The sequence below is a fragment of the Kitasatospora sp. NPDC022785 genome (assembly GCF_055561295.1).
On record NZ_JBVHHB010000028.1, the window covers coordinates 20607 to 33884 of the forward strand.

The 13278-nt window shown below is 74.2% G+C and carries 10 protein-coding genes; 8 read left to right on the forward strand and 2 right to left on the reverse strand.

Annotated elements, in window-relative coordinates; translation table 11 throughout:
• The 8 genes from ACZ3YO_RS32500 to ACZ3YO_RS32535 all read left to right on the forward strand — a co-directional run bounded on the left by ACZ3YO_RS32500 (position 1) and on the right by ACZ3YO_RS32535 (position 11109).
• Positions 1-2256, forward strand: coding sequence for an AAA family ATPase (locus tag ACZ3YO_RS32500; protein WP_465576562.1), 2256 nt, complete (start codon positions 1-3; stop codon positions 2254-2256).
• Positions 2257-2517: 261 nt separating this feature from the next.
• Positions 2518-3633, forward strand: coding sequence for an alanine dehydrogenase (gene ald / locus ACZ3YO_RS32505; protein ID WP_396325827.1), 1116 nt, complete (start codon positions 2518-2520; stop codon positions 3631-3633).
• A 519-nt stretch (positions 3634-4152) separates the two neighbouring features.
• Complete coding sequence (locus tag ACZ3YO_RS32510; RefSeq protein ID WP_374106126.1) at positions 4153-5220, forward strand: ParA family protein; 1068 nt, start codon at positions 4153-4155, stop codon at positions 5218-5220.
• A complete protein-coding gene (locus tag ACZ3YO_RS32515) occupies positions 5217-5897 on the forward strand; it encodes a hypothetical protein (protein WP_465576566.1) in 681 nt (226 codons plus the stop codon). Before ACZ3YO_RS32510 ends, ACZ3YO_RS32515 begins: the two co-directional genes overlap by 4 nt.
• A 389-nt stretch (positions 5898-6286) precedes the next feature.
• Positions 6287-7273, forward strand: a complete 987-nt coding sequence (locus tag ACZ3YO_RS32520; RefSeq protein WP_465576569.1) for a segregation and condensation protein A — start codon at positions 6287-6289, stop codon at positions 7271-7273.
• A gap of 347 nt (positions 7274-7620) precedes the next feature.
• Positions 7621-8214 carry an SMC-Scp complex subunit ScpB gene (scpB, locus tag ACZ3YO_RS32525; protein WP_396325842.1) on the forward strand — a complete coding sequence of 198 codons (594 nt, stop codon included), beginning with the start codon at positions 7621-7623 and terminating at the stop codon, positions 8212-8214.
• Between the two features lie 64 nt (positions 8215-8278).
• Entirely contained in the window at positions 8279-9751 is a 1473-nt protein-coding gene (locus tag ACZ3YO_RS32530; protein ID WP_465576572.1) for a pseudouridine synthase, read from the forward strand.
• A 374-nt stretch (positions 9752-10125) separates the two neighbouring features.
• Entirely contained in the window at positions 10126-11109 is a 984-nt protein-coding gene (locus ACZ3YO_RS32535; protein WP_465551393.1) for a TrmB family transcriptional regulator, read from the forward strand.
• A 153-nt stretch (positions 11110-11262) separates the two neighbouring features.
• On the opposite strand, the gene ACZ3YO_RS32540 is transcribed toward ACZ3YO_RS32535, so the two are convergent.
• Positions 11263-11625, reverse strand: coding sequence for a DUF952 domain-containing protein (locus tag ACZ3YO_RS32540; RefSeq protein WP_465576576.1), 363 nt, complete (start codon positions 11623-11625; stop codon positions 11263-11265).
• 103 nt (positions 11626-11728) lie between these two features.
• The gene (locus tag ACZ3YO_RS32545) at positions 11729-13276 is read right to left on the reverse strand and encodes a mucoidy inhibitor MuiA family protein (RefSeq protein WP_465576578.1); all 1548 of its coding nucleotides are present in this window, start codon (positions 13274-13276) and stop codon (positions 11729-11731) included.
• Positions 13277-13278: the final 2 nt, after the last annotated feature.

Below are 13278 nucleotides of genomic sequence, written 5' to 3' on the forward strand. Positions count from 1 at the left end.
GTGGCGAGAAAGACGGCGACCATGGAAGCGGGCTCCGGCGCACCCGCCCCGGGCGTTCCCGGGTTGGACCGGCTGCCCGCCGGGCCTGCCCTGCTCGTCGGCAGGCGCGCCGAGCTGGCCGCGCTGCGGGCCGCCGCCGCGCGGCCAGCCGAGGGCCGCAGCCCCGTCCTGGTGCTGGCCGGCCGCCCCGGTTCCGGCCGGACCACACTGGCGGCCCGGTTCGCCGTCACCGTCGCCGCCGACTACCCCGACGGCGTGCTCTTCGCCCGCCTCTCCGCCCCCGACGGCGGCCGCGTGCCGCCCGCCCGGGCCGCCCGGCGGCTGCTGGAGCAGCTCGGTGCCGACGGTGCCGGCGTGCCGCTGCCCGGCGCCGTCGAGGACGGGAGGGACGAGCCCGCCTGCGTCGCGCTGCGCGAGGCGCTGGCCGGGCGGAAGGTCCTCATGCTGCTGGACGACGTCCGGGACGCCGGGCAGGTCTGGCCGCTGCTCGCGGACGAGCCGGGCTGCCTCGTCCTGGCCACCACCGCCGGGCCGCTCACCGGGATCGAGGACATCGACCCGGTCATCCTCGGCGGGCTCGACCGGCAGGCCTCGGGCGAACTGCTCGGCGACCTGGTCGGCGGCACCAGGATCAGCTGCGACCCGGTCGGCGGGGCCGACCTCGCGGAGGCCTGCGCCTCCCGGCCCGCGGCGCTGCGGCTGATGGCCGGGTGGCTGCGGGGAAACCCCGAGCTGGCCGTCACGGACGCGGCGCGGGAGCTGGCCCGGGCGGTGCGGGAGGCGGACGGGACGGTGGCAGGCCAGGCGGCGGGGACTGCGGCGGCCAAGGCGGCGGGAAAGGCGGCGCAGGGGGCGGGGAAGGAGGGGAGGCCGGACGGGATGGGTGCCCCGGCGAAGGACCTTGCGGCCGGCGGGCAGGACGCCCCGGTCAAGGACTCCCCGGCCATGGACGTCCGGGCGGGGAAGAACGGGAAGCGCCCGTCGGCGGAGGAGCGGGCCGGACGGGGGAAGCGGCCGGCCGCCGGGGGCGGGAGGTCCGCGGACGCCGAGGCCGGGAAGCCGGCCGACAAGCCCGTCGACAGGCCGCTCGACAAGTCACTCGACAAGCCGCTCGACAAGCCCGCCGTGCCGCCGACCGACCCGGCGGCCTGGGTGAAGCCCGGGCCCGAGCCCGCCGAACCCGTCCCCGTCCCGGACAACGACCCGCTGATCGGGGCGTTCACCCTCCTCTACGGGACGCTGCCGGCCGCCCAGGCCCGGATGCTGCGGTCGCTCACCCTCGCGCCCGCCCAGACGGCGGACCTGCGCACCGCCTCCGCCCTGGTCGGCTGCCCGGCGCCGGAGGCCGCCACGATGCTGGCCGCGCTCGCCGAGCGGGAGCTGCTCGGCGAGGAGGCGCCCGCCGCCGACGGCACCCCCCGTTACCGGGTACCCGGCCGGCTCTACCCCCGGCTGGTGCGGCTGCGCGAGCGCGAGGACCGGCCCGCCGCGGTCGAGCTGGCCAGGGCGCGGCTGCTGGAGCGGCTGGTCCGGCTCACCGAGGCGGCCCGCGCCCTGCTCGACCCGGCCGGCGGCCCCGCGCCGGACCCGCTGCCCGGCCCGCTGAGACTGCGCTCGGCCGCGCAGGCCCGGCAGTGGCTGCTCGGCGAGCGCGACGTCCTGCTCGGCGCCGTCGCCGACGCGATCGGCCAGGGAGACCTGGACGGCTCGGCCGGCCGGCTGGTCACCGCCCTGCTCCGGTCGCTGCCGCTGACCGGCGCCGCCGCCCCGGCCGATCTCTACCAGCTGCACGAGCTGGTGCTGACGGTGGCCGAGCGGCACGGGAAGCCCCGCCGTGCCGCCGCCGCGCTGCTCAACCTGGGGGACCTCCAGGCCGCCGCCGGCAGCTGGGAGCAGGCCGCCGGCCACTACCGGGCCGCCCTGGACCACGCCCGCTCCGCCGACGACGAGCCGCTCTGTGCCCGCGCGCTGGAGAGTGCGGCCGGCTGTCACCGGGCGCTCGGTGACGCGGTGCGCGCTGCCGACTGGTACGGCCGGGCGCTCGGCCTGCGGCAGTCCATGGGCGACCAGGCCGCCGAGGCCCGGCTGCTCGCCCGGGTGGCGGAGGCGCACACCGCGCAGCGCCGCTTCGAGGAGGCCGAGCGGGAGTACCGGGCGTCCCTGTCGGTGCTGCGCCGGCTGGGCGACGAACGCGGGCAGCAGGCGGTCGGCGCCTCCCTGGCGGACCTGCGGGAACGCCTCGACGCCGGGTGGTAGTGCGCGGTTCGGGAGTATCGTCAGAGATGCCCGGTTGAGACGCCATTGGTAGGAAGATCACTGGGGAAGCCTACGAACCTGCCAATGTGTCCGGCAGATTTATTCACTTTGGAAGGCTGACACGCCGCCTGGGCTTCATTACACTCGAACTCAGTCGCGCAGCGATCCGTGCCCCGGTGTCTTCCGGAGGTCTCCCCACGTGCGCGTCGCCCGCCGGTCTTCTCCGGTAGGGACCCCCATGGCAAGAGGACGTGTTTAGCCGTGAAGGTCGGCATCCCCCGCGAGGTCAAGAACCACGAGTACCGCGTGGCCATCACGCCCGCCGGCGTGCATGAGCTGGTCCGCAACGGACACGAGGTCTACATCGAGGACAACGCCGGTGTCGGCTCCTCGATCCCCAACGAGGAGTACGTGGCCGCCGGCGCCACCATCCTCCCCACCGCCGACGAGGTGTGGGCCACCGCCGACCTGCTGCTGAAGGTCAAGGAGCCCATCGCTGAGGAGTACCACCGTCTGCGCAAGGGCCAGACCCTCTTCACGTACCTGCACCTGGCGGCCGACCGCGCCGGCACCGACGCGCTGGTCGCGTCCGGCACCACCGCGATCGCGTACGAGACCGTGCAGCTCGCCAACGGCGCCCTGCCGCTGCTCGCCCCGATGTCCGAGGTCGCGGGCCGGCTGGCCCCGCAGGTCGGCTCGTACCACCTGATGCGCCCGGCCGGCGGCCGCGGCGTGCTGCCCGGCGGCGTCCCCGGCACCCACCCGGCCAAGGCCGTCGTCATCGGCGGTGGCGTCTCCGGCTGGCACGCGGCCACCATCGCCATCGGCATGGGTTACGAGGTGACCCTGCTCGACCGCGACATCAACAAGCTGCGCGAGGCCGACAAGGTCTTCGGCACCAAGATCAAGGCCATCGCCTCCAACTCCCTGGAGCTGGAGAAGGCCGTCCTGGACGCCGACCTGGTGATCGGCGCCGTGCTGATCCCGGGCGCCAAGGCCCCGAAGCTCGTCACCAACGAGCTGGTCTCCCGCATGAAGCCGGGCTCCGTGCTCGTCGACATCGCCATCGACCAGGGCGGCTGCTTCGAGGACTCGCACCCGACCACGCACGCCGAGCCGACCTTCCAGGTCCACAACTCGGTCTTCTACTGCGTGGCCAACATGCCGGGCGCCGTCCCGAACACCTCCACCTACGCGCTGACCAACGCGACGCTGCCGTACGTCGTCGAGCTGGCCAACCGTGGCTGGAAGGACGCGCTGCGCCGCGACCCGGCCCTGGCCAAGGGCCTGAACGTGCACGAGGGCCAGATCACCTTCGGTGCCGTCGCCGAGGCCTTCGGCCTGGAGTCGGTCTCCCTGGAGAGCATCCTCGTCTGATCTCGTCCTCCCGGGTCGGTACGGGTCCGCGCCCTCGCAGGCGCAGGCCCGTACCGACCGTGGCCGCTCCCCGCGGGGCGGCCCGCAGGCCCCCGACCCTCCCTCCTTCCCCGTCGGCGGACAGGAGGGGCCCCATCCTGGGGTCGGGGGCTTCGGCATGCCCGTGAACGGGTGGTTGCGTGGGTGGGTCGCTCTGTCGTCAATTTCTGTGGGTCGCGTCACCCGACCGCAGAAACGTTAGGGTCAAGGGCCCGCGCATCCCTTGACAGAGGGATGCCCGATAGTCGACACATCCTGCCCACTACCGTGGATTGTGTTGCTGCGAACGCCTTGAACGGCCTAGAGTCGCAAACCGTCGGCATGCTGCCACGCTGACGAATCGACATAGAGTCCTGGATGCCCAAGGAGGTAAGACGACTTGTGAATGAGTCGACATTTGCTCCCGGGGGTGGTCAGCCAGGACTGGCGGAGCACACCGCCGGCCAGCCGAGTGAGGAGTCCGGGGCCCGGCAGGCCACCGTGGGCTCGGCCGAGGTCGGCTCGGTCGCACTCCGTACCTTCGAAGCACGCCAGAACACAGCACAGGTGACCACGGTGACCGACTACGACGCCGATCTGCCGGCCCACGGCCTGGCCTACGGCGAGTTCGCCTACGGCGCCTACGACGACCCGGACGCCGAGTACGAGCCGGACCCGGAGTACGCCGCCACGCTGGCCCCCGACGCCGCGCGCCAGCGCCGCGAGCGGGTCGGCCCGACCGGCCGTCCGCTGCCGTACTTCCCGATCCCCGCGCCGGTGGCCGAGCACGGCCCCGCGCAGATCATCGCGATGTGCAACCAGAAGGGCGGCGTCGGCAAGACCACGTCGACCATCAACCTGGGCGCGGCGCTGGCCGAGTACGGCCGCCGCGTGCTGCTCGTCGACTTCGACCCGCAGGGCGCGCTCTCGGTGGGCCTCGGCGTCAACCCGATGGAGCTCGACGTCACCGTCTACAACCTGCTCATGGAGCGGGGCCTGACGGCCGATGAGGTGCTGCTGAAGACGGCCGTGCCGGGCATGGACCTGCTGCCGTCCAACATCGACCTCTCCGCCGCCGAGGTGCAGCTGGTCAGCGAGGTGGCCCGGGAGTCCGCGCTGGCGCGCGCCCTGAAGCCGCTGCTGCCCGACTACGACTACGTCATCATCGACTGCCAGCCCTCGCTGGGCCTGCTGACGGTCAATGCCCTGACGGCCGCTCACAGCGTCATCGTCCCGCTGGAGTGCGAGTTCTTCGCCCTGCGCGGCGTCGCGCTGCTCACCGAGACCATCGAGAAGGTCTGCGAGCGGCTCAACCCCGAGCTGCGCCTGGACGGCATCCTGGCCACCATGTACGACTCGCGCACCGTGCACAGCCGCGAGGTGCTGGCCCGGGTCGTCGAGGCGTTCGGCGACCACGTCTTCCATACCGTCATCGGGCGGACCGTGCGCTTCCCGGAGACCACCGTCGCCGGCGAGCCGATCACCACGTACGCGACCAACTCGGTCGGTGCCGCCGCCTACCGTCAGCTCGCCAGGGAGGTGCTCGACCGGTGCCGCCCCGCCGAGTGAGTCTCCCGGGTGCCGACGAGCTGTTCCGGACCACCGGGGGGATGGCGCTGTCGCCGTCCCTCGCGCCGCGTCCGGCCGCCGAGGCTCCCAGACCGGAGACCGCACGGACCGTCAACGGTGCCGGCGGCACCGGCGCCGGCGCGGACGGTGCCGAGGACGCCGAGGGCGGCGCCGAGGAGCGCCGGCCGTCGACGGTCGGCGCGCCGGGCGTCTCGGGCGGTATGCCGGGCACGGCGCCGGCCGGAGTGTCGGTACCCGGTCCGGCGCAGCCGGGCGGTGCCCAGGGAGCCGGCCAGGGAGCCGGTGCCGGGCAGGCGGGTGCGGCGGGTGCCGCGCAGGCCGGGAAGACGGTGCAGGGCGGCCGGGCCGCCGCGCCGGGGCCGCGCCAGCACGCGGGTGCCGCCGAGGAGCAGGCGGGCGGCGCGGGACGCCCCCGTCCGCGTGGCCGGGCACCGCGCCGCCCGAGCGGGCGGGAGCGGCACGACGAGAAGATCACCGTGTACGTGTCAGCCGAGGAACTGATGGACCTCGAACACACCCGCCTGGTGTTGCGCGGGGAGCACGGGCTCGCGGTGGACCGCGGCCGGATCGTCCGGGAGGCCATCGCGGTGGTGCTGGCCGACCTGGAGCAGCGGGGCGAGGCGAGCATCCTGGTGCGGCGGCTGCGCGGGCGCTGATGCGCGAGCGCTGAGCCGGCGCCTACGGGTGCCGAGCGGGCGCCGAGTGGGTGCCTGAGCGGCGCTTGCGGGTGGGCGCGGGTGCTGTTGGTGCTGTGGCGGGTGGCTTTGTGCCTGCGGGTGCTGTGCGGCCGCTTGAGGGCTCTTTGCGGGGGCGCTGAGCCGCCTGCAGGGGTCGGGCTGCCCTGGGGGCGTCTGTCGGGCGCTGGGCCCTGCGCGCCAGGTCCGGTGCGCTCTCTGCTCTCTGCTCTCTGCTCTCTGCTGCGGCGGGCGGTGGCGCCCTGCGGCTGCGCCCCGCGGTCGGACCCGGGTGTGTGCCGAGGTTGCGGGCGGCGTGTCGGTGGCCCCGGCGTGGGGCGGGCGGCGCGGCCGGGTGAAGATGGACCGTCATGCCGAGCAGCCCCGAACCCTCCGTCGCCGCCGCCGGGACCGTCGGGCCCGCCGATGAGTCGCGGGGCGGCTTCCGGGTGCGGCTGGACAACTTCGAAGGCCCCTTCGACCTGCTGCTGAGCCTGATCGCCAAGCACCGGATGGACGTCACCGAGGTGGCGCTGGCCACGGTCACCGACGAGTTCATGGCGTACATCCGGGCCATGGGCCCGGATTGGGAGCTGGACGCCGCGACCGAGTTCCTGGTCATCGCCGCGACCCTGCTCGACCTCAAGGCCGCGCGGCTGCTGCCCGCCGCCGAGGTCGAGGACGAGGAGGACCTCGCCCTGCTGGAGGCGCGCGACCTGCTCTTCGCCCGGCTGCTGCAGTACCGGGCCTACAAGCGGGCGGCCGCCGTGTTCGGCGAGCGCTGGGCCGCCGAGCTGCTCCGGCGGCCGCGGACCGCCGGGCTGGAGCCGGAGCACGCGCAGCTGCTGCCCGAGGTCGTGATCAGCATCGGGGCGGAGCGGTTCGCGCAGCTGGCGGCGAGGGCCATGGCGCCGAAGCCCGAGCCGGTCGTCTACGTCGACCACATCCACACCCCGCCGGTCAGTGTCCGTGAACAGGCCGGGCTGGTGGTCGGGCTGCTCACCGAGCTGGGCGAGGCCTCGTTCCAGCGGCTGGTCGAGGACGCGCCGGACAACCTGGTCGTGGTCGCGCGGTTCCTCGCGCTGCTGGAGCTGTACCGGGAGCGGGTGCTCGCCTTCGAGCAGCCGGAGGCGCTGGGGGAGCTGCTGGTGCGGTGGGTGGCCGAGGCGGACCGGGGCGCGGTCGAGGTGACGGACGAGTTCGACCGGCCGGCGGGCGAGCAGCCGGGCGGGCCGGGACGGGGTGGGTCGGAGCCGGGTGGGCCGGGGCGGGGCGGGCCGGAGCCGGGTGGGCCGCGGGGGGATGGTCTGGAGCGGGTCGGGCTGGAGCGGGTCGGGCCGCAGAAGGAGGAGCGATGACGTCCGGGACGGATGCCGGAGGGCGGCCGGCGCGGCGTCCGCTCGGGGTGCCCGGGCGGCCGCGGGTCGAGGAGTGGCTGGAGCCGGCGCCGGGGCTCGGTGTGGTGATGCCCGGTGACGCGGTACCCGGTGACGCGGTACCCGGTGACGGGGTGCTCGACGAGGGTGGGCTCGACGAGGTGGTGGCCGGGGGGTCGGCGGCCGGTGGGCCGGTAGCCGGCGAGCAGGCTCGGGTCGAGATGCTGGTCGTGCACCAGAAGTCGGCCCCGACGACTTCCGGTGCCGGCGAGGTTCTGTCCGAGGAGGAGCCCGGCCTCGGGCTGAAGGCGGAGCTGGAGGCGATTCTGATGATCGTCGACGAGCCGGCCGGCGAGGCCCACCTGGCGTCCGTGCTGGAGCGGCCCCGGGCGGACGTGGCCGAGGCGCTGCGTGAGCTCTCCGCCGAGTACACCGCCCAGGGCCGGGGCTTCGACCTGCGGCTGGTCGCCGGCGGGTGGCGGTTCTACAGCCGGACCGAGTGCGCGCCGGCCGTCGAGCGGTTCGTCCTGGACGGCCAGCAGGCCCGGCTCTCCCAGGCCGCGCTGGAGACGCTGGCGGTCGTCGCCTACCGTCAGCCGGTGTCCAGATCGCGGGTCTCGGCCGTCCGTGGTGTGAACTGTGACGGCGTGATGCGTACCCTGGTACAGCGAGGACTGGTGGAAGAGGCCGGATCCGAGCCCGAAACAGGTGCGATCCTGTATCGGACGACGAACTACTTCCTGGAACGGATGGGGCTCCGCGGCCTGGATGAGCTGCCGGAGCTCGCTCCCTTCCTGCCCGAGGTCGACGACGTGGAAGCGGAGTCCCTGGAGGGCACGATGATCGCGGAGGCGGTCGCCGCCGCTGCCGTGCAGGCCGCGGGCGGCAGTGGCGAGGCCGATCGGGCTGCGCCTGATCGGTAGGGGGCGGTGAGGTCGGCCGAAACGACCGCACAGCCCAGACGGAAAACGACGTACGGACACTTTGATGCGTAGCAGTGGCAACGGCAGGAACAGCAGCGGCGGCGGCAGCGGTCGTGGCGGACAGGGCGGGGGCCGGGGCGGCAGCGGCTCCTACGGGGGCGGAAGCGGCTCCGGCCGCGGTGGCTCGGGCTCGTACGGCGGTGGCTCCGGCTCCTCGCGCGGTGGCTCGGGTTCGTACGGCGGCGGGTCGGGCTCCTCGCGTGGCGGGTCGGGCTCCGGCTCCTATGGCGGCGGTTCGGGTTCGCGTGGCGGCTCGGGTTCGTACGGCAGCGGTTCGGGTTCGCGTGGCGGCTCGGGTTCGTACGGCAGCGGTTCGGGTTCGCGTGGCGGCTCCGGCTCCTACGGCGGTGGCTCGGGTTCGCGTGGCGGCTCCGGTTCGTACGGCGGCGGTTCCGGCTCCGCGCGGGGCGGGTCGTACGGCGGTGGCTCGGGTTCGCGTGGCGGCTCCGGCTCCTACGACCGCCGGGACGACCGGCGTGACGACCGCCGCTACCCGGACCGCCCGCTGCGGCCCGAGGAGCGTCGCTACGACCGCCCCGAGTACGGCGGCGGCCCCAACGCCACCCCCGCCCGTGGCGGCTACACCGGCCGTCGTCCCGGCCCGGCCCCGCGTCCGCGCCGTGAGGGCCAGGGCGCCCCGGGCGACCCGCGCCGTCAGCCGCAGCGTTCGCGCGAGCTGCAGGCCAAGATCGAGGACGCGGTGCTGGCCCGGCACGACAAGCCGGCCGTGAAGCTTCCCAAGACCTTCGGCGAGCCCGAGGGCGAGCGCCTGCAGAAGGTGCTGGCGCGTGCCGGTATCGGCAGCCGTCGGGCCTGCGAGGAGCTGATCGAGCAGGGCCGCGTCGAGGTCAACGGCAAGCGGGTCACCGAGCAGGGCAAGCGGGTCGACCCGGAGAAGGACGAGATCAAGGTGGACGGCCTGACCGTCGCCACCCAGTCGTTCCTCTTCTTCGCGCTGAACAAGCCGGCCGGTGTGGTCTCCACCATGGAGGACCCGGACGGCCGCCAGTGCCTCGGCGACTACGTGACCAACCGGGAGACCCGGCTGTTCCACGTCGGCCGCCTGGACACCGAGACCGAGGGCATCATCCTGCTCACCAACCACGGCGAGCTGGCCCACCGTCTCACCCACCCGCGGTACGGCGTGACCAAGACCTACCTGGCCGCCATCCAGGGTCCGATCCCGCGCGACCTGGGCAAGCGGCTGGCGCAGGGCATCGAGCTGGAGGACGGGTTCGCCCGCGCCGACAGCTTCAAGGTGGTCTCCAACGTCGGCAAGAACTACCTGGTCGAGGTGACCCTGCACGAGGGTCGCAAGCACATCGTCCGTCGGATGCTGGCCGAGGCCGGGTTCCCGGTCGAGAAGCTGGTCCGCACCCACTTCGGTCCGATCGCGCTGGGCGACCAGAAGTCCGGCTGGCTGCGCCGTCTGACCAACCCCGAGGTCGGCCAGCTGATGCACGAGGTCGGTCTGTAGACCGGTCGGCATATTTAGGTGGACCGGTCGGCATATTCTGCGGGCCGTCCGCCGTCCGGCGCCTGCCTCGTGTCTGTAGACCCGGTCGGCATAGATCGGTAGACCGGTCTGCATATTCGGGCGCTTCGGGCGACGCCGCCGCGGCGCTGCTGTGCCTGTGGCGTCATGCCGTGTCCTGAGGGCCTCCCCGCCGAGTGGCGGGGAGGCCCTCACGCCGTTCGGCGGGTTCTGCTGTGAGCCAGGACGCATCGCCTGGTCATCGCCTTGTCAGCGTCATGATCCGTGGCCGAGGATTGCCACCTGACCACGACCCGCCGGGTGGCGGGACTGCGCCACTTCGGCGCGGACGAGGGGCGAGACGGGGGAGCGGCGTCGTGTCCGATGCACCACTCAGCGCACTGGGACTGGCCGTGCCGGACGGACAGGTCTACGCGGCGCTGGTGGCCAATCCGCAGTCCACGGCGGAGGACCTCGCGGCCGGCTGCGGGCTGACCCTCCAGCAGAGCATCCGCGCGCTGGACCGGCTGGCGCAGCACGGCATGGCGACCCGGGCGCCCGTGGACCGGCACCGGTTCCTGCCGGTCGCCCCCGACGTCGCGATCGGTACGCTGATCGGCCACCGGGAGTCCGAACTGCGGCACGCCCGGGCCGAGATGCACCGCCTGATGGACGCCTTCCGGGAGGCCTCGCGCTACACCGACCCGGCGCATTCGGTCGAGGTCCTGACCGGCGGCGAGGCGATCGCCCAGCGGCTGGAACACATCACCGAGACCAGCCAGTACCAGGTGCGCGGCTTCGACTGCCCCCCGTACATCCAGGACCCGGTGGCCAACATCCCGTTGCAGCGGCAGCGGATGAAGGAGGGGCTGCGGTTCCGGACCATCTACGACCGGGAGGCCGTCGCCTGGCCGGGCCGGTTGGAGAAGAACATCCTGGTCGGCGTCGCGGACGGGGAGGAGGCGCGGGTCCGGCCGGTGCTGCCGATGAAAATGATCATGTCGGACGACCGGATGGCGATCATCCCGATCAGCGTCGGCGACAGCGTGCTCGACGCCGCCTACGTGATCCACCCGTCCGCACTGCTCCAGGCGCTGGACACGCTCTTCGAGGCGGAGTGGGAGCGCGCCGTCCAGCTCCAGGCCGCGCTCGGCGCGGCCGAGGGGGCGCTGGAGCCGGAGGCCGACCACCGCAAGCTGCTGGGCCTGCTGGCGGCCGGCCTCACCGACGAGTCGATCGCCCGCTCCCTCGGCTGGAGCGCCCGGACCACCCAGCGCCGGCTGCAGAGCCTGATGCGCGAGCTGGGCGCCACCACCCGCTTCCAGGCCGGCATGGCGGCCCGGGAGCGGGGCTGGCTCTGAGGACGGGCGAGTCCCGGGCGGCGGGTCCCCGGGGCCGGGTCCCGGGCGTCGGGTCCCGGGCGTCGGGTTCGGGTACGGGGCCGGTTCCGGGGTGGAGCCGGTTCCGGAGGGAGTCGACTGAGGGCGGGGCCGGGTTCGGACGGAGTGCGCCGGTCAGCTCCAGGGGGTGAGGCTCGCCCAGCGGCCGTCCGGTCCGCGCTCGACCTTCTCCAGGCCGACCACGGCGGACCGGTTCAGCCGGCCGTAGATGTGCGGGAACAGCACGCCGGGCGTGGCACCGGGCGGCGGTGCGCCGTTCGAAGCCTCCCACTTGACCATCGGCTCCACCAGCGCCTCCTCGATCAGCAGCACCATCAGTGGCTCGCGGGCGTCGGCGAAGAAGGCGTTGGCCACTGCGAGCGCCGTCTGCTCGTCCGCCGAGCAGTGGATGAACCCGTCGGTGAGCAGCGAGGCGGTGGCGTACGGCCGGCCGGGGTCGGCCAGCCAGTCGTCCAGGGGGGCGAGGTGCAGGATCATGTTCCTGTTGTACCCGAGCTTCCGGTCGGACCAGGGTTTGTACCCGGGCTTGTGGCCGGGCCAGTTCCTGAGCGGCCGTCAGGACGGCGGGTCGTGGCAGCGGTCACAGGCCCGCCACCTTCGCGGACGCGGAGACCTCGTAGACCAGCGTGACGGTCCGGCGTGCACCCGGGCCGAGCGGCAGGTCCCAGCGGACGATGCCCTCGGCGTCGAAGGCGTCCGGGGCGGGGGAGCACTCCTCCTTGCGCAGCCGCACCTCGACCGCCGACACCTCGGAGACCGGGACCCGTTCGCGGACCGTGACCAGCTGCTCGTCCCGCTCCTCGGGGCCGGAGAACCGCGAGAGGTGCAGCCGCACCGTCCGGGTGGTCACCGAGCGCTGGGTGAGGCCGGCGGTGGCTTGACGCTCCTCGGTCTCACGGACCACCCGGTATCCGTCCGAGCTGCCGAACGCCAGCTCGGCGTCTGCGCCCACGGCCGTGAAGGACAGCTCGCCGCGGCCGGTGAAGCCGCTGCCGCGGACCAGCTCGACCGGCCCGGCGAGCAGCGCGTGCCCGGCCGCGTTGCGGAACCGGACCACCTGGGTGACCAGCGGGGACAGCTCCGGAGCGCACGCGTACTCGCTGCTCGCCGGAGCCGTGAAGGAGCCCAGCGGGACCCGGTGCGCCCGGCCGTCCGACGGCACGGTGGCCGGTGCGGGGGCGCGCAGCACCCGGACCTCGCCCCCGTCGTCCACCCCCGGCACCGCCTCGGACGGGCCGAGCGTGCTGATCGCCTCCTCACGCAGCTCGACCTCGACCGTGCGGCGCTCCTCGGCGCTGCGCTCGCGCAGCGTCAGCACGTCCTCGGTGAGCGAGGGCGGGGCGGTGGCCAGGGCCGAGCGGGCGGTGGAGAGGGTGAGGCGGGCGCCCGTCCAGTCCTCGCCGGTGCGCTGCCACACCACGGCCTCGGACTCCAGTCGCAGCGCGCCGTCGGCGAGGGTGGCGCGGTAGGAGGGCCGCCAGACCGCGCACGGCACCAGGTGGCTGACGGTCAGCCGGACCGGGCCGGCGTCGCCCGCCTCGACGGTCAGGTCCAGGTGGGCGACCAGTTCGGCCGGCTCCTCCTCGGCCTGGTCGAGCGCGTTGTGGGCCTGCGAGCGCTGCTCTTCCAGGTCGCGCAGCCGGGAGCGGACGGCCCGCAGCTCCTCGCCGTACCGCTCGCGCTCGGCGTCCACCCGGTCCAGCTCGCGCGCCCAGCGGGCCCGCTCGACCTCGCCGATGCCGGCGCCCTCGCCGACCTCGCGCAGCAGGTCGGCGGAGAGCTGGGCGAGCAGCGCGAGGCGGGCCTGGATGCGTTCGTGCAGCTGGTCCTCGCGGCGGGCCTGCTCGTCGAGCTCGTGGACGCGGTGGCGCAGTGCGGAGTCGTCCGGGCCGGGTGGCAGCGGGGCGCGCGGGGTCCAGGCGCGCACGATGCGGGCGTCCAGGACGCGGGTGGCGGGGTCGCCGGTCTCGGCGCGCAGGGTGCGGTCGACGGCGAGGGCGGTGATCGGGCCGAGGCGCAGCCGCTGGACGCCGGCGGCGAGGTCGAGGGTGACCGTGCGCTCGACCTGGCTGCGGTCCTCCAGGCAGGTGACGGCGGTGACCGGGAGGGGGATGGTCTCGCTGCTCATCG

What these genes read in the sequence shown, in the direction of transcription:
- ACZ3YO_RS32520 (WP_465576569.1), top strand. Translation starts at nt 6,287, where the DNA reads ATGCCGAGCAGCCCCGAACCCTCCGTCGCCGCCGCCGGGACCGTCGGG.
- scpB (WP_396325842.1), top strand. Translation starts at nt 7,621, where the DNA reads ATGATCGTCGACGAGCCGGCCGGCGAGGCCCACCTGGCGTCCGTGCTG.
- ACZ3YO_RS32530 (WP_465576572.1), top strand. Translation starts at nt 8,279, where the DNA reads ATGCGTAGCAGTGGCAACGGCAGGAACAGCAGCGGCGGCGGCAGCGGT.
- ACZ3YO_RS32540 (WP_465576576.1), bottom strand. Translation starts at nt 11,625, where the DNA reads ATGATCCTGCACCTCGCCCCCCTGGACGACTGGCTGGCCGACCCCGGC.
- ACZ3YO_RS32545 (WP_465576578.1), bottom strand. Translation starts at nt 13,276, where the DNA reads ATGAGCAGCGAGACCATCCCCCTCCCGGTCACCGCCGTCACCTGCCTG.